Annotated in this window: 17 protein-coding genes; 13 read left to right on the forward strand and 4 right to left on the reverse strand. The window is 57.3% G+C overall.

Annotated features, from left to right (window positions below; genetic code table 11):
- Positions 1-68 precede the first annotated feature (68 nt).
- From CAL20_RS09895 to CAL20_RS09945, 10 genes are all read left to right on the forward strand, one after another.
- Positions 69-533 carry a hypothetical protein gene (locus CAL20_RS09895; protein WP_094837741.1) on the forward strand — a complete coding sequence of 155 codons (465 nt, stop codon included), beginning with the start codon at positions 69-71 and terminating at the stop codon, positions 531-533.
- Positions 530-1012 (forward strand): DUF1833 family protein, encoded by a 483-nt coding sequence (locus tag CAL20_RS09900; protein ID WP_094837742.1) that lies wholly within the window; start codon positions 530-532, stop codon positions 1010-1012. Before CAL20_RS09895 ends, CAL20_RS09900 begins: the two co-directional genes overlap by 4 nt.
- Positions 1009-1398: a hypothetical protein gene (locus tag CAL20_RS09905; protein WP_094837743.1), complete on the forward strand. Its 390-nt coding sequence runs from the start codon at positions 1009-1011 to the stop codon at positions 1396-1398. The genes CAL20_RS09900 and CAL20_RS09905 overlap by 4 nt, the downstream gene beginning before the upstream one ends.
- Positions 1388-4090 (forward strand): host specificity factor TipJ family phage tail protein, encoded by a 2703-nt coding sequence (locus CAL20_RS09910; RefSeq protein WP_094837744.1) that lies wholly within the window; start codon positions 1388-1390, stop codon positions 4088-4090. The genes CAL20_RS09905 and CAL20_RS09910 overlap by 11 nt, the downstream gene beginning before the upstream one ends.
- 59 nt (positions 4091-4149) lie before the next feature.
- A complete protein-coding gene (locus tag CAL20_RS09915; protein ID WP_143277056.1) occupies positions 4150-5967 on the forward strand; it encodes a hypothetical protein in 1818 nt (605 codons plus the stop codon).
- Positions 5967-6785 carry a hypothetical protein gene (locus CAL20_RS09920; RefSeq protein ID WP_094837746.1) on the forward strand — a complete coding sequence of 273 codons (819 nt, stop codon included), beginning with the start codon at positions 5967-5969 and terminating at the stop codon, positions 6783-6785. The genes CAL20_RS09915 and CAL20_RS09920 overlap by 1 nt, the downstream gene beginning before the upstream one ends.
- Entirely contained in the window at positions 6785-7108 is a 324-nt protein-coding gene (locus CAL20_RS09925) for a hypothetical protein (protein ID WP_094837747.1), read from the forward strand. The genes CAL20_RS09920 and CAL20_RS09925 overlap by 1 nt, the downstream gene beginning before the upstream one ends.
- Positions 7105-7803 (forward strand): hypothetical protein, encoded by a 699-nt coding sequence (locus CAL20_RS25590; protein ID WP_179266645.1) that lies wholly within the window; start codon positions 7105-7107, stop codon positions 7801-7803. Before CAL20_RS09925 ends, CAL20_RS25590 begins: the two co-directional genes overlap by 4 nt.
- Positions 7800-8081, forward strand: a complete 282-nt coding sequence (locus CAL20_RS09935) for a hypothetical protein (RefSeq protein ID WP_094837748.1) — start codon at positions 7800-7802, stop codon at positions 8079-8081. The genes CAL20_RS25590 and CAL20_RS09935 overlap by 4 nt, the downstream gene beginning before the upstream one ends.
- 318 nt (positions 8082-8399) lie before the next feature.
- On the forward strand, positions 8400-9347 hold the full coding sequence (locus CAL20_RS09945; protein ID WP_094837750.1) for a Hint domain-containing protein: 948 nt from the start codon (positions 8400-8402) through the stop codon (positions 9345-9347).
- 6 nt (positions 9348-9353) lie between these two features.
- On the opposite strand, the gene CAL20_RS09950 is transcribed toward CAL20_RS09945, so the two are convergent.
- From CAL20_RS09950 to CAL20_RS09965, 4 genes are all read right to left on the reverse strand, one after another.
- Complete coding sequence (locus tag CAL20_RS09950; protein WP_094837751.1) at positions 9354-9638, reverse strand: hypothetical protein; 285 nt, start codon at positions 9636-9638, stop codon at positions 9354-9356.
- Between the two features lie 23 nt (positions 9639-9661).
- On the reverse strand, positions 9662-10030 hold the full coding sequence (locus tag CAL20_RS09955; protein ID WP_094837752.1) for a hypothetical protein: 369 nt from the start codon (positions 10028-10030) through the stop codon (positions 9662-9664).
- A gap of 39 nt (positions 10031-10069) precedes the next feature.
- Positions 10070-10594 (reverse strand): HNH endonuclease signature motif containing protein, encoded by a 525-nt coding sequence (locus CAL20_RS09960; protein ID WP_179266646.1) that lies wholly within the window; start codon positions 10592-10594, stop codon positions 10070-10072.
- An 82-nt stretch (positions 10595-10676) separates the two neighbouring features.
- On the reverse strand, positions 10677-11342 hold the full coding sequence (locus CAL20_RS09965; RefSeq protein ID WP_094837754.1) for an SOS response-associated peptidase: 666 nt from the start codon (positions 11340-11342) through the stop codon (positions 10677-10679).
- 161 nt (positions 11343-11503) lie between these two features.
- Between CAL20_RS09965 and CAL20_RS09970 the strand changes: the two genes are divergently transcribed.
- From CAL20_RS09970 to CAL20_RS09980, 3 genes are read left to right on the forward strand one after another with little or no spacing between them, the layout of a single operon-like run.
- The gene (locus CAL20_RS09970) at positions 11504-11725 is read left to right on the forward strand and encodes a hypothetical protein (protein WP_094837755.1); all 222 of its coding nucleotides are present in this window, start codon (positions 11504-11506) and stop codon (positions 11723-11725) included.
- Complete coding sequence (locus CAL20_RS09975; protein ID WP_094837756.1) at positions 11722-13119, forward strand: Tad domain-containing protein; 1398 nt, start codon at positions 11722-11724, stop codon at positions 13117-13119. The genes CAL20_RS09970 and CAL20_RS09975 overlap by 4 nt, the downstream gene beginning before the upstream one ends.
- The gene (locus CAL20_RS09980; RefSeq protein ID WP_094820579.1) at positions 13116-13721 is read left to right on the forward strand and encodes a hypothetical protein; all 606 of its coding nucleotides are present in this window, start codon (positions 13116-13118) and stop codon (positions 13719-13721) included. Before CAL20_RS09975 ends, CAL20_RS09980 begins: the two co-directional genes overlap by 4 nt.
- Positions 13722-13723 lie beyond the last annotated feature (2 nt).

Below are 13723 nucleotides of genomic sequence, written 5' to 3' on the forward strand. Positions count from 1 at the left end.
ATTTATATGGGTCTCGCCGAACATTGGATTCGACTATTGAGACTATACCGAGTCGCTGGGATATTCGCATGATTCAAACGGATATCTATTACCCAGAAGGGCTGCCACACCCGCTTCGTGAGGGAAAGACTAACCGTCACGTGCAGCCGTTCTCTCGGACCACGATGGAGTCTGGCCGAGCCCGGCAGCGTCGGAAATTCTCGAGCGTCCCCAGCATCGGTAGCTATAGCTTCATTTTCACTGATGCCCAGGCGGCTGCGTTTGAGCTTTGGTTCAAAGTCAATCTGAATGACGGCACCGAGTGGTTCAACATGCCACGACGGACGCCGCTGGGGCAGTCAGTCCTGGTGTGCCGATTTGTCGACATGTATGCCGGGCCCGATGAATTCGGCTTGAACCGGTGGCTCATCTCAGCGGAAATGGAAGCATGGGAACGCCCGCTGTTGCCAGAAGACTGGGCTTTGCTGCCGGATTACATCATCCACGCTGACATATTCGATTTGGCTATGAACCGGGAGTGGCCAGAAGCATGACTATTCTCAAAACGGTTTTTGCCTCGGCGCCGACCGAAGAGCTGATTATTCCTACGCTGGAGATTCAACTTCCTACCGAATGGATTCGGGTTTGCTGCGGGTTCGAGGATCAGTATCTGGGTTTGGAAACGTCCGAGATGGTGTGGTTTCAGGCGACGTCGCTCAGCATTGCGCTTCCTGCCAAGAACGCGACGGGTGTTCAGACTCTCACCTTTGGGATCCCAGCGCTCGATGGCCGGGCGCAACGTTATGTGGATACAGCTCTTGAGAGCGACGTTGAGGTCAAGCTGATCTATCGCGAGTACCTGGAGAGCGATAAGTCGGCTCCTGCTCGCGCGCCGCAAATCATGACGATGCGTGGTGGAGCCTTCGAGGGTGATGAGGCACAGTTTCAGGCTGGGTTTTTCGACATCCTGAATACGCGGTGGCCACGAGATTATTACTCGGCGGAATCTGCGCCAGGCATAAGGTATCTATGATCGCGCGCTATCTGAAAACCCGCTATGTCGCGGGTGCCAGAGGGCCGGATGAGTATGACTGCTGGGGTATGACGAGAGATGCGCGCTTCGAGCTTTTCGGTGGACCGCTATTGCCGTCGTGTCCTACGGCCAAGCCCGGCGCTTTGAAAGAAATCACCTCCGCCTGTGGTGATGTGTCGGAATCGTATGGGCTCAATCCATCCCCACGGGCTCCCGGGGCAATAGCTACCGCCTGGCGCGGAAAACTGTGCGTCCACGTGGGCCTTGTAGTCGAGGCGGACGGACGTCAGTGGATTCTGGAAACGGATGTGGGCACCGGTCCCTGCCTGACTCGTCCCAGCAAGTTCGAAGAGCGCTATACGCGAGTTATCTACTATGCGGATTGATATTTACTCGACTTTTCTGCCGGACATCCCAGTGGAAAAGAACGAATGGAACGGTGATACCTTCGCGGGCTTCCTGGACGAAAACGAGATCGAATGGCGCGAGCGTGAATCGCTTCCAATCGTTGTCAAGATTGATGACGTGGAGGTGCCGCCTGAGGCTTGGGAAAATGCACTTGCCCCCGAAGCTGTCGTGAGCGTGTTCGTGACGCCCGGCGGAGGTGTATTTAAGTCGATCGGCAGCATCATCGGCAAGATCTTCAACGCGGTTTTCGGCTGGATGATGCCCAAGACGGCCAGCTCTAGCTACAACTCGCCAGAGCAAGGCAAACAGCTCCAAACGGTGGACGCTAAGGCCAATCAGGCGAAACTCGGTGAGGTGGTGCCCGAAACCGCCGGCCGTCACATTCGCTATCCAGAGTATCTGACGCCGCCGCACCGCTTCTTTGAGAACAAGCGCGAACAGCGGGTACAGTTCCTGGCGTGCGTCGGTCCCGGGCTCTATAGCGTCCAGTCGGGTGACGTCAAGGTGGGCGATACCCCTTTCGACACACTCGGAGAGGACGCCACTTACGTGCTTTATCCGCCGGGCGCCGAGCTGGTCGGAGACTATGCATCGGAGCATTGGCACCAGACAGAGGAGGTAGGGGGCACGTCGTCAGGCACGCCCGGTCTTGAGCTTTCAACGGAGTCTGCCAACCGGAACAATACCGACCCTGCATCCTACGTGTTCAATTGGGATGCCATCGAGCGCTTAGAGGGTGAATGGCCTCCGGGCTGGGGCCCTGGCTCGATCGTGCAGGTTGAGTATCCCATCCCGTATGAGGTGGTCACAATCAGCGTGCCGCCAACGGAATCTGAGCCCGGATACCAGATAAGCGAAATCACAGGATGGTTTCACCACCTTCCGGACGCGATGCTCGTTGAGAATGCGATTATCAGCCTGGGTGCATTCGACTCAATCACGACATATCGAATCCGAACCATAGAGGCTGGGACAACGCTCGGAACCTATACGGTCCGTCTCGAGCAAGTCGGATCAGGAAGTCCGATTGTATTGACGCCCGGGGCCGCGCAGATTTTGAGGTTCGCCAGCGATTTGAGTCGGAGCATCTACGCGGTATCGGGCGAAACGGTGATTCAGGTAGCGCCAGGACGATTCCAAACCGAGGGCTCACCCTTAACGGTCTCGGGAGCCAAAGTTCGCTACATGGGCGGCAATGCCTATGGTGAGTGGACGGGGGAGTTTGTCTGTGTTCCCGGTAACGAAACGACCGGCACCATTGAGTTCGATGTCTTCTTCCCGAACGGACTGGCATTTGTGGCCGATGATGGCGAGGTCGAGTCGCGCACAGTGGACGTGCAACTGCAATACCGGGATATAGATACTGGCGTTCGAACGACAGTCGCGCGTACCTACACCGAAGCAACCCTTGATCAGATCGGCTTTACGGAACGCATTGATTTGCCGACGCCCATCCGGCCGGCTTGTCGCATGCGTCGTATCACCGCTAATTCCACAAGCACGCAGGTCCAAGACAAATGCCACTGGTACGGTCTGAAGGCCAGATTGCCGATTCGCACTGTGTATCCAAACTGGACGACCATAAGCGTGTCGCTGCGTTCAGGTGGTCGGATTGCCGCTCAATCTGAGAATCAGATCAACCTCGTTGTAGAACGCCGCCTACCGCAGCTGAATCCTGATAACACCTGGACGGAGCCGCAGGCCACCCGACAGATTTCGGCATTCTTCCGATACATCCTGACCACGATCGGCTATACCGATGATCAGATCGATATGGAAGAGCTGCAGCGCCTGCATTCGATTTGGTTTTCGAGAGGCGAAACCCTCGACTACGTATTCGACGAGACAACGGTCAAGGAAGCGCTACAGCTTGCTGTGGCCGCCGGCATGGGGGAAGTGACGGTATCCGATGGCAAGGTGCGGCCAATCCGCGAGGGTGTCCGTACTGTGTTTGAGCAGGCCTATTCGCCTCAGAACATGACTGCTCCCCTGCGTCGCGAGTTCACCGCTCGATTACCTGAGGACGCCGATGGCGTCGAGGTCGAGTTTATGAACCCGAATACCTGGACAAAGGACGTTGTGCGCTGCGGCTTGCCTGGCGATGCATTCACCAAAGTCGAAAAGATGACGGCGAGGGGCGTTCTTGATGGCGTAAGAGCTTGGCGCATCGGCATGCGGCGGCGTCGCCAAATGCGTTACCGGCGCTGGTCTTATAGCTTCGGCACGGAGTTGGACGCGCTCAACAGCGAATACAAAAGCTATGTCCCGCTGTTTGCCGACATCCCGGGATACGGGCAGTCAGCGTTGATCGAGGATATCAGTCCAGCGCCAGGCGGTTCTGCGCGGGTCCGCCTCTCGGAGAAAATGCGCTGGGAGGAAGGGCAGTCTCATATCTTTGGATACAGGAAGCCAGACGGCACGTTCTCCGGATCATTCCCGGCCGAGCGCGGCTCTGATGATTATGAGGTCATCGTTCCGTTGCCTGCGCCATGGCCCGAGGTGACGCTGAAGATGGAACTACCTCACGCCTATTTCGGTGTGTCCGAGCGATTTTGCTTTCCCGCATGGATTACCGACATCGCGCCTAGAGGCAACAACGCTGTTTCGGTCAAAGCCGAGAACTACGACGACAGAGAGTACGCGTCAGACGACGAGTTCCCTCCAACCTAATTAAACCCAGACTCAACGCAGGCCCCTCAATCGAGGGGCCTTTTTTATTGGGCGACAGTATGACGACTTACGCAACTGGCAATCCTGTGCCGAGCACCGCCGTGAAGGATGTTTACGACAACGCGGAGAACTTCGACTCGGCGATGAATGATCTGGTCAATCCAGTTTGGGTGGATCGCCTCGGGCGTTCGCGCAAGACTTACGCCGAAATCGAGCGGCTTGCCGATCCCGGCACCGCCTTGGACGCGGCCTCCCGTGCGGAGGAAGCGGCAGACCGGGCGGCCGCTTATGACAATTTGCTTGTCTATATAAGTTATGACAGCCCATCGGAAAAGCGCATGGTGGACGACACCTCGCAGGCGGTTGGTACGCTTGGGCGGGTGACAAATGACGCCGACCCCGCGAAGAACGGAGATTGGGTGATGACCGCGGCCGGGTGGGAGTGGTCGGATGTGCAGGTGGCGAATAGCAAGGACGTGACAAGGGCTCAAGCATCGGCGGATAACGCTCAAATAACTGCATTAACCCGACAGCGCGGGAGCGCCGCACCCCTTGTTGATCCTTGGGACGTGGTCGAAGATGTGACGGTCGATTCCGCTGGCCGAGTGGTGGGCGGTGATGATGCAACGGAGCAGATTCTTGCCAAGATCACGACGATCGGAGGCGGCTTGAACTACGCCTACATCCTGGTCACGAACGGTCAAAGCAACAGTGTTGGCCAGGTTGCGGGAGGCGCGCAGGAGTTGCTGTACACCGATAATCCGTGGCCTGCTACGTTACTTAAAACTAATATCGGGATTCACCGCGGCAAGCGCGCTCAAGGCGAGCCCATCCAGCGAGTGGACGCAAGCACCATCACGGGATTCGAGCCTCTCACCAGCGATCTAAACACAGTACCCAGTCAAGCGACTTCCATCACCGAGGGGGCGGCGTATCAGTTCTATCGATGGCTGGAGATTTCCCGAGGGGTGGCGCCGGTATGTGTCGCGGTCAATCTTGGCTGGGGCGGAGTATCAATCGATTCTCTGGTTGAGGGGCAGCCCCTCTACATTGATGGAGTTGCGATCGTGCAGCGGGTGGCTGATCTGCTGCGCGCCCAAGGGTTGACGCCGATCGTTGCGTACGTGGACTGGGACCACGGTGAATCAGATATGAGCGATTCGAACTATGACGACCAGCTGATCGATTTGAGGGACTCGTTTAACGCGGCCTGCGTGGCGAACACCAGTCAGAAGACGCCCATTCCATGGATGGTCGCTCAGCCCAGTTCGTTCTATCGCGGTGCGTTGCCTCCTGAGGATATCGGACGCGCTGTGCAGGCGATCTACCGGCTGTGCAAGAGCCGCCCGAGAGACTTTATTCTTTCTGGGCCCAGCTATCACCTGCCATTTAGCAGCGACCTGCTGCACCGCTCATCTCACAGCCATGGCATCAAAGGAGAGTTCAATGCGACGGCGTTGATCCGAGCACACTATTTGCGTATGGATTCTCCTGTTCTCCTGTGGGATTGCATCGAGTACGACGGCACGACGACATTGCGTCTTTTCCCCTCCTTGCCGGTTGAGCGCGACCCAAACATTACTGATCCGGGTAGCTGGGGATTCAACGTCTATGACGGCGCTGGCGCGGAAGTCAGCATTTCCAGCGTGGCGCTTAGCAACGGCGGGGCCGCGGTAACGCTACAGCTCGCCAGCACCCCTGTGCCTGGCGCACTCCGCCGCGTGACCTACGCCATTAACAGTCAATACATCGACACGCGCGACGATCCCGCGAAGATGCCGCGTGGGCAGCTGCGCGCCACTAAACCTTTTGGTACTGCTGCATTGGACGGTTCCGCCCTTTATGCCTATATGCCCCACAGTTCGGAGAGTTTCTAATGAAACGGCGCATGGAAATTTATAACTTCGAGGTGTCCTCGATGGAAGGTAAGTTTGGCGCGCGATCCATCCCGACGCAGAATGAACTATCTATCGCGTCTATCCCGGATGTAAATGGAGATCCGGCGGGCCTTACGTGGATTGACCCTGATGAAAAGTGGTATGTGCCAACCGGGACCGTCCGCGAAGGGGCCTGGAGATGCCGCGCAGATGGTGCGTATTGGGTGCGTGACCCGGACGCGGAGGGGGGTTCCAGCGCAAGCATTCAGCCTGGAATGGGGATTAATGGCACTCCGAGCATTGATTTTGACGGCACGAGCGGGTTGTCAGTGTTGACCACGGACGAGCACTTTTACACGCTACCTAACAATGAGTTCACGCTGCTTATTGTGGCGTCCATGACCGTTGGTGCGCAGCTCATTTCGACGTACTTCAATAATTCAATTTCGAACTCGCTACTTTATGTATCGGGCACGTCAGGTAATTTGGTGTCGCCGCATGGAGGAAGCGGAGTAATTCAAGCGCCCGGAAGCTTCACCAATGGCGTGCCGTTCCTCGCTGCCGTGACATTCAGTACCACCGGCGGCATGACTCTGCGGCGCAATGGCGTGCAAGTCGCGCGTGATGTGACGCGGACGACACCTCGCGCAGGATTACGCCCGAAAATCGGCCGTCAACAGTACAGCGCAGCGTTTTCGGGGTCAATTGGCCGCGTACACATTGAAGGCGTCGATATGAGCCGCCCCGAGTACGCCACGATGTTGGCGTTCTTGGAGAACGACATCATGACGGCCAGCAATATTACGCCGGGGTCGTGATGCACGACGACAAGCAGGCCGAGCGTCAAAGTTGGCGATTCGACAAGACCATCAACATTCCCATGCTGATCGGTCTTGTCACATCGTTGGTCTATCTAACCTCCTACATCACCCGTGTCGATAACACGGCCCAGGGCGCCATGGAAATAGCAAAGCGGGTTGACGCTACCCAGGTGGCGCAAGCGCAAGCGGTATCCCGCGAGATCGCCGGACTGCGTAGCGATAACCGGGCCGATCTGCGGGACCTGAACTCTAAGGTGGATCAGGTGCTGTTCCGGCTTGGCGACCAGCCCAAAGGCCTTTCTGAATGGACGAAGAAATGAGCAAACAAAATCCGCGCGGAATCAGGAACGCGAACCCAGGAAATATCGAGCTGCGCGATCCCTGGCAGGGTCTGGCGCCACAGAATCAGCAGACCGATGGCCGGTTCGCGGTGTTCACAAAGCCGGTTTGGGGCATCCGCGCCATCGCTCGGACGCTGATCACCTACCAAGACAAGTACCACGTCAACTCCGTGCGGCAGGCCATCAGCCGCTGGGCACCGCCGAGCGAGAACAATACGCAGGCATACATCAATCAGGTGGCGAATCTGGTGGATGCCTCGCCAGATGCCAAGCTTGACTTTCAGAACTACCGCATCCTGCGTCCCATGGTCGAGGCGATCATCCGGCATGAGAATGGGCCAGGACCGCTGAAGACTGCCAACACTTGGTACGACGATGCGACGATCGACGAAGCCTTGCGTCTGGCAGGCATCGTGCCGACCAAGCCCAAGGCGGTATTGGCTACGACTGAAGGCAAGGCTGCAGGCGCTGCTGTTGCTACCGGTGGCGTTGCTGCAGTTGCCGAGTTGGTTAACCAGGCCGCACCGCTGCTCGGTGAGGTCAAGCGCAGCGCTCAGGACACCGAGGGCATGCCCGGTTGGATTCGTACTGTCATCGTCGGCCTGACGCTCGTCAGCGTGGCCGCTGCTGCCTACGTGCTGTGGACCAAGCACAAGGCCAGGAAAGCACTATGACTGCGGCCCTGCTGGCAATCCTGAACAAGTTCAAAGGCTGGATCGCGGCAGCGGTTGCATTGCTGTCCGCGCTGGCTTGGGCATTCTTTCGTGGGCGCTCAGGAGCAAAGGAGCAGGCGAGGGCGGAACAACAGGCGGAGCGTGCACAACGCAACGCCACTGCGGCAGGCGAGATCGCCCAAGCCGCCAAGGAGAAAGCAGATGTGGACGCGGATTTGGGCAGTCTTGGCGACGCTGATGCTGCTGATCGCCTGCGCCGCGACTGGCGACGTGACTGAGCGAGCTGAGTTCGTCACGGTCGATACGTCGTGCACGTGGGCGCGGCCAATCTATATCAGCAGCCTCGACGTGCTGACCGACACCACGGCCAAGGCAATCTTGGCGCACAATGAGACCGGCGCAAAGCGATGCGGGTGGAGGCGCACGGGCAAGAAATAGAACGCTGTCCGGTGGTGGGTTCGAATCCCACGCTGGCGAGTACGGTGGGGCGCAGGCGATCGCACATTGAGCTTGAAACAAAAATAACCACGCGAAGCACAAATAATTTGTTATAAGCAGAAAACTGTTGCTATCAATCCTCCTCACAGGGGTAGATCATGATTCAATTTGTCGCTTCACAGGCCTACCGATTAAATCTCGGGGAAGATGGGCAACTAATCGTCAGCCACGGTTACACCCCACTCGCGGGCAACTATCTCAGAAGTGAAAATGAGCAATTCTTTACAGCGGGGGAGCACGTTCGGGTTTGGGACGTAGTGGGCGGCGGAGAATTCGTCACTGGGAGGATAGTGGGTTTCGTTAATGAGGGCATAATCTATCATTATCAGGACGACGGGGATCTCGAGAATCCGGATGCCTACGCCTTGGTGCTTACCGATTCCGGCGATGAATATTTTCTCGGCCAGGTGGTGACATACAATACGGATCCATTTCCTGGCACTCCTGTCTGCTTTGTCAAAGGAACGATGATTGAGACAGATAGTGGTCCAGTTGCCGTTGAGTCTCTGGCCATTGGCGACAAAATAATGAGTAGTTCGGGATTGCGGACGGTTAAGTGGGTAGGCTGGCGCCATTACCATGCCATCACATTACGCACTCCAGAACAGCGAGCGGCCTCCCTACCCGTACGGATTTTGGCCGGGGCGCTAGGGGATAATTTGCCCAGCCAGGACTTACGCGTTTCTCCCTGGCACCACCTATTTATTGATGGTGTACTGATTCGCGCAAAGGATTTGATCAACGGTAAATCTATCTTGCAGGAAACGAACGTAACTGCTTTCAGTTACTACCATGTAGAACTGGATCGGTTTGATGTGATCCTTGCTCATGGGATGTTTTCTGAGTCCTGGGCCGACGGCGGGAATCGCAGTTTCTTCCAAAACGTGGATATCACGTCTCTGCTCCCCGAGGATATGCAACGCCGCAGGGCGCGTCGACCTGGGTTTAAGGTGCTGAGAGAAGCTGATGAAATCGCGGTAATCCACAAACGGATTGCGGCGCGCGCCGAAGGCTTGTTTCTCGAGCCGGCATCAAAAGTTGCTTGATGTCTGTCACGAACTTTTGCCGCGAAGCCGCCACTCCGTCAAACGCCAGCGCTGGTCGAACCCCTGCACTCCGACAACTCCGACGCTCACCGGCCCCAGAGCTTGCAACTCACGCAATTCGATAGGATTGCTGGCCAGCCATTCTTTGATCGCCGGTTCGATCAGTTCAAGGTCCGGCGCCACGTCGGCCAGGTAGCGCAACGCCACCACGCGCCCGCCCAGGATGGTGGCTATCGCCCACTCCTCGCCGTCGTGCGAGTCCTGCAGAGATTCGGGGATGGAATAGATCATAGTAAACGTATGTTACATCCGGTCTACCGATTACGCCGCTTGCGGCGAGGCGTCGCTATTGGCTGATTAGGGCCGACAAACGCTTCGGCGGCGAATCCATAGTGGGCGTTGATATTTCCAAGAGCCGCACTTTTTCTTCTTGCTTCCTCGTCCTTGAAACGGCACCACCGCACCGCCGGCTCTTGGTCAAGCAGGACAACGCAATGGCTCTTGGCGACTCCGACGAAATAGCTCAAGTCTGGATCTAGGCCGCGCAGATGTAGGTCCATACTAATCAGCACTTCGTGCAGGCGGTGAATCTCCCAGAGCAAACGACGGACTGCCGGGTTGCCTTTATTGGCTTCCTGGATCGCTTGGAGTTCGCGAATGGTGAGGGCGGGGTATCTGGGCATAGCAAACTACTGTTTATTTAAACAGTACTATACCTTCAGTCAGAAGGCTTCCAACTGTCCCTGTTTTTGGGGTTCGTTGGGGATATGCATCGTTAGCTTGGCTGCTGAATATGCCGCAGCTGCCGCTTCGGGCGATCTGAACGCGCCGAGGTATCGATAGGCGCCATTGACCCTGATCCCAGCCACCCATTTCTTTGTGCGCAGATCCTGATAAATGCCCCGATGGCCCCACTTGTTTGGCCTTCCTGGGATGACGTTCTGCATGTTGCCGCAGTGGTTAACATCGCGGAGATTGCGCCACCGGTTGTTGGTCTTGCAGCGGTCGATATGGTCTATCTCGCCCTGTGGCCATTCTCCAGTCATATATAGCCAAGCCAGTCGATGCGCCGAATGGTACTTGCCGAATATTCCTATGACGATATAGCCGCCCTTATTGGTGGCAGTGCACTCCTGTCCAGCCCGGACCTTCTGTTTCGCTATCCGCCAAGTGAAGATCCCGGTCTCCGGGTCGTAGTTCAATTGCTCGCGAAGGGCTTCGGCGGTTAACTCGATCGGTGATGCCATGGCGAATCCTTTGGACAGACGAAAAAAAGCCGCTCCAGGCATTGCCTGGGCGGCAGAGGTGTTTGTTACGAAAAGAGGGGGGTTACTTTGGCTCGGGCGTAGCTACTAGCGCATCAGCCGGGTAGGGCAGTAGGAAATCCCTCGTTTCGCCTGGACCCGCGGTAAGCCAATCACCATATGCGCCGTCTGGCAGGATGACGACCATGCGCTTTTCTTTGTCTGGGCGGTGATAGTGCTTGAATAGTGGGTGGGCGTCGGCGTTGATGGTCAGCATGGTGTAGCTGTATCGCCAGTTGCCATCCGCGTCTTTGTTCCTGTCCCAGAGTCCAGCAATCCCCATCGGAGCGCCGTCGGCCCTAGTGAATCGAGTAGCCACGGCTTTGCCTGATCGCCAGTCTGGTTCAAAGATGGCGGCAGCCGGAATAATGCAGTGCTGCCCCTTGCGCCATGCGTTGCCGAACGTATAGGACTTGGCAGCCGTTTCAGATCTGGCATTGAAGGTCGACAGCTTCTCAGCCTTGGCCAAACCATCCGCACGCGTCATGGCGGATACCAATCCCCAGCGGCCAGTCTCTACCTCGCGCTCAGGCACAGCCTCATCGCCAGAATCCCATTCCGGCGGCCGGCGGATGAACTCGCCTGTGTACGTCGGCCACATGTCCCAGTTGGCAGGCAACGGGATGCCTCGAGCCCGGAAATACTTCTCCATCTGCTCGCGCTTTTTGATGCCCTGGTAGTGGCTGCACATAGATATCCAAAAAGGGGAAATGGGCAAAAATCGCTGTCTAAAACTCCCGGCGCCAATCAATAAAATCAAGGGCTTAGATCGCCAAATACATGATACTGAATTAGACAGTCAAAGCCAAAATCATTAATAAACTCAATCGGATGGCCTCAATTCTGTAGGTATTGACCGAGTACATCATCGTAGTGGCGTTGGTTGCGGTCGCAGCCATTGCTGTCTACCAGTTATTTGGACAGGTGGTGCGCGCACAAACCGCAGCGATGGTGCGCGAAATCGCGGGAGAGGATGGCACCGCTGAGTCGCGCACAGCCCAGTCGGCTGCGGGCAAATCGACGACACAGACCAAGACGCGTACGCTGAAGTCGTTCACGGGGCACGCAAAATGACGGACACGATCGCGCTGAAGACCTGCATCGTGATGCGTGGCCAGGCATTGCCGCTGGTACTGGCGCTGATCTCCGTGGGCAGTATTGCCTGGATTGCCTTATATAACGTCAGCCAGACGGCAAGCGCCCGCGTACGTTTGACGCATGCCGCAGACGCCGTGGCATATAGCGGTGCCGTGGCGCAGGCGCGAAGCCTGAATATGCTGGCCTACATCAATCGCGCTCACGTGGCGCATCAGGTTGCGATGGCGCATCTGGTCACCTTGTCCTCGTGGGCTCAGTACGGGCAGACACAAGCGCAACAGCGAGCCTCGCGCAACCCGCCATCCACGTTGATCACGGGACTCTTTGGGGCTTCTGTAGGGAAAGCCTATGCGCAGGCCCGGTCGACCGAGGATATCGCGCCTGCACTAGCGCATGCATTTCAGCAGCACGATGATGTGGTGCACCGGATATTGCAGCAGTCCTCCGTTTCCGTCGTGGAAAGCTTAAAGAACTCTCGCCAGCAAATGATGTCGCGGGTTTTGCGCGCAAACTATCCGGAGTATGGCGGTGAGGGCGGCAGACCTGAGGGCGGGCCATTGCAGATCGCGCTGTTGTCGGATGGCCTGCCGGGATATATCCGGTCTTATCCAGGGCGCGATGCGGGCCGACTGCGCCATATGGTCGAGCATGCAGCACAACGGTATGACTTTCTACAACGGCGCAATCAGACTCGTCGTCATAACTCGATCGTGAAAGATCAATGCCCTGCCAAGCGTCATGAGCTGCGCCGTCGGGGGAATACTCGGTTAGAGATAGACGGGCATTGGTCGGCACGGGACACCTTGTCGTTTCACGCGTTGCGCTCCAATCGTTGGATTGGCTGTTACTACCGCGAGTATGCAATGGGGTGGGGAGACAATAGCCCTCAATCGAAAAAGAACCCCCGCCCCAGTCAACGGCCGCCGCACGGGTTTGCGCAGCAGGATTTCTGGCGGTGGGTACACAAGTACACAACATGGGACTTATCCTCGGGACGCAGTAATCCCATGGCGAAGGCTTACGCCGAGTTCAGCGCAACGCATTGGGCGAGTCGCGGGCTTCCCAACTATTACGAACTGAACGACGATGCGGCATATGGTCCGCTGCGTTTCGCCATTCAGCTGCGTCATTCTGCCGCGCGGTCGGGTATGCAGGGGGTCACGAATTCGCGATTGACTCCGCTAGGCCGATATGCCCACCATGGCCTGGGCGCAAACGGATTCGTGACGGTCAACAGCGCAGCGCAGGTCTATTTTGCGCCACCGTCACAGAACGATGGCAACAACGAACTCGCGAGCTTATTTCGTCCTTATTGGCAAGCACGACTGAGCCCGATCCTGCCTGGCGATGTGTCGAGGACTCAGCCATGAAATCACGGCCGCATCGTTCCATTTGTCACGGGCAGGCCGCAGTCGAGGCGATGCTTGCCCTGGTGTTGCTAGGCGGACTTCTGCACGCCGTATTCGCTATCGGGACCGTCTCGCTGCGTGGACAGCAGACGGCGCAGCTGAGTCGTCTGGCCGCGTTCATCCACACCGATAGGCATACCTTCGTCTCCAGCGCGGACGATATCGGAAATGCACAAGTCGAGATCCTGGCCCGCGATTGGCTTAATGTCGATTCCCGGTTGCGCCGCGCACAGGCGACTGATGATTCCGTGACGGTGTTGCCATTCAGTGCAGCTGAGGGAATCGCGATACCGGCTGTGCATCGGCAGACGGTCATCGCGGCCGACACTGGGCATGGTGTGGACGATGCGGCCGTATCCGAACGTATTAGACATTCGGCAATAGGGTGGTCCGAGGCTGCACGGGGCTCGACCCGTATTGCTGACGAGTTACGGCATCGTATGCAGCATGTAGACGCGCCGTGGGGGCGGGAAGAATGGTCGATGGACTGGTTGAATGCGTGGATCGACTTGGCGCCGGAGCAAGCTAGCGCCGTCAAACGCGACGATTTGACGGGGCCTTGACG

The organism is Bordetella genomosp. 4 (assembly GCF_002261185.1).
GTDB lineage: Bacteria > Pseudomonadota > Gammaproteobacteria > Burkholderiales > Burkholderiaceae_B > Bordetella_A.

What these genes read in the sequence shown, in the direction of transcription:
- CAL20_RS09980 (WP_094820579.1), top strand. Translation starts at nt 13,116, where the DNA reads ATGAAATCACGGCCGCATCGTTCCATTTGTCACGGGCAGGCCGCAGTC.
- CAL20_RS09945 (WP_094837750.1), top strand. Translation starts at nt 8,400, where the DNA reads ATGATTCAATTTGTCGCTTCACAGGCCTACCGATTAAATCTCGGGGAA.
- CAL20_RS09965 (WP_094837754.1), bottom strand. Translation starts at nt 11,342, where the DNA reads ATGTGCAGCCACTACCAGGGCATCAAAAAGCGCGAGCAGATGGAGAAG.
- CAL20_RS09925 (WP_094837747.1), top strand. Translation starts at nt 6,785, where the DNA reads ATGCACGACGACAAGCAGGCCGAGCGTCAAAGTTGGCGATTCGACAAG.
- CAL20_RS09910 (WP_094837744.1), top strand. Translation starts at nt 1,388, where the DNA reads ATGCGGATTGATATTTACTCGACTTTTCTGCCGGACATCCCAGTGGAA.
- CAL20_RS09955 (WP_094837752.1), bottom strand. Translation starts at nt 10,030, where the DNA reads ATGCCCAGATACCCCGCCCTCACCATTCGCGAACTCCAAGCGATCCAG.
- CAL20_RS09895 (WP_094837741.1), top strand. Translation starts at nt 69, where the DNA reads ATGATTCAAACGGATATCTATTACCCAGAAGGGCTGCCACACCCGCTT.
- CAL20_RS09900 (WP_094837742.1), top strand. Translation starts at nt 530, where the DNA reads ATGACTATTCTCAAAACGGTTTTTGCCTCGGCGCCGACCGAAGAGCTG.
- CAL20_RS09975 (WP_094837756.1), top strand. Translation starts at nt 11,722, where the DNA reads ATGACGGACACGATCGCGCTGAAGACCTGCATCGTGATGCGTGGCCAG.
- CAL20_RS09920 (WP_094837746.1), top strand. Translation starts at nt 5,967, where the DNA reads ATGAAACGGCGCATGGAAATTTATAACTTCGAGGTGTCCTCGATGGAA.
- CAL20_RS09915 (WP_143277056.1), top strand. Translation starts at nt 4,150, where the DNA reads ATGACGACTTACGCAACTGGCAATCCTGTGCCGAGCACCGCCGTGAAG.
- CAL20_RS09950 (WP_094837751.1), bottom strand. Translation starts at nt 9,638, where the DNA reads ATGATCTATTCCATCCCCGAATCTCTGCAGGACTCGCACGACGGCGAG.
- CAL20_RS25590 (WP_179266645.1), top strand. Translation starts at nt 7,105, where the DNA reads ATGAGCAAACAAAATCCGCGCGGAATCAGGAACGCGAACCCAGGAAAT.
- CAL20_RS09960 (WP_179266646.1), bottom strand. Translation starts at nt 10,594, where the DNA reads ATGGCATCACCGATCGAGTTAACCGCCGAAGCCCTTCGCGAGCAATTG.
- CAL20_RS09905 (WP_094837743.1), top strand. Translation starts at nt 1,009, where the DNA reads ATGATCGCGCGCTATCTGAAAACCCGCTATGTCGCGGGTGCCAGAGGG.
- CAL20_RS09935 (WP_094837748.1), top strand. Translation starts at nt 7,800, where the DNA reads ATGACTGCGGCCCTGCTGGCAATCCTGAACAAGTTCAAAGGCTGGATC.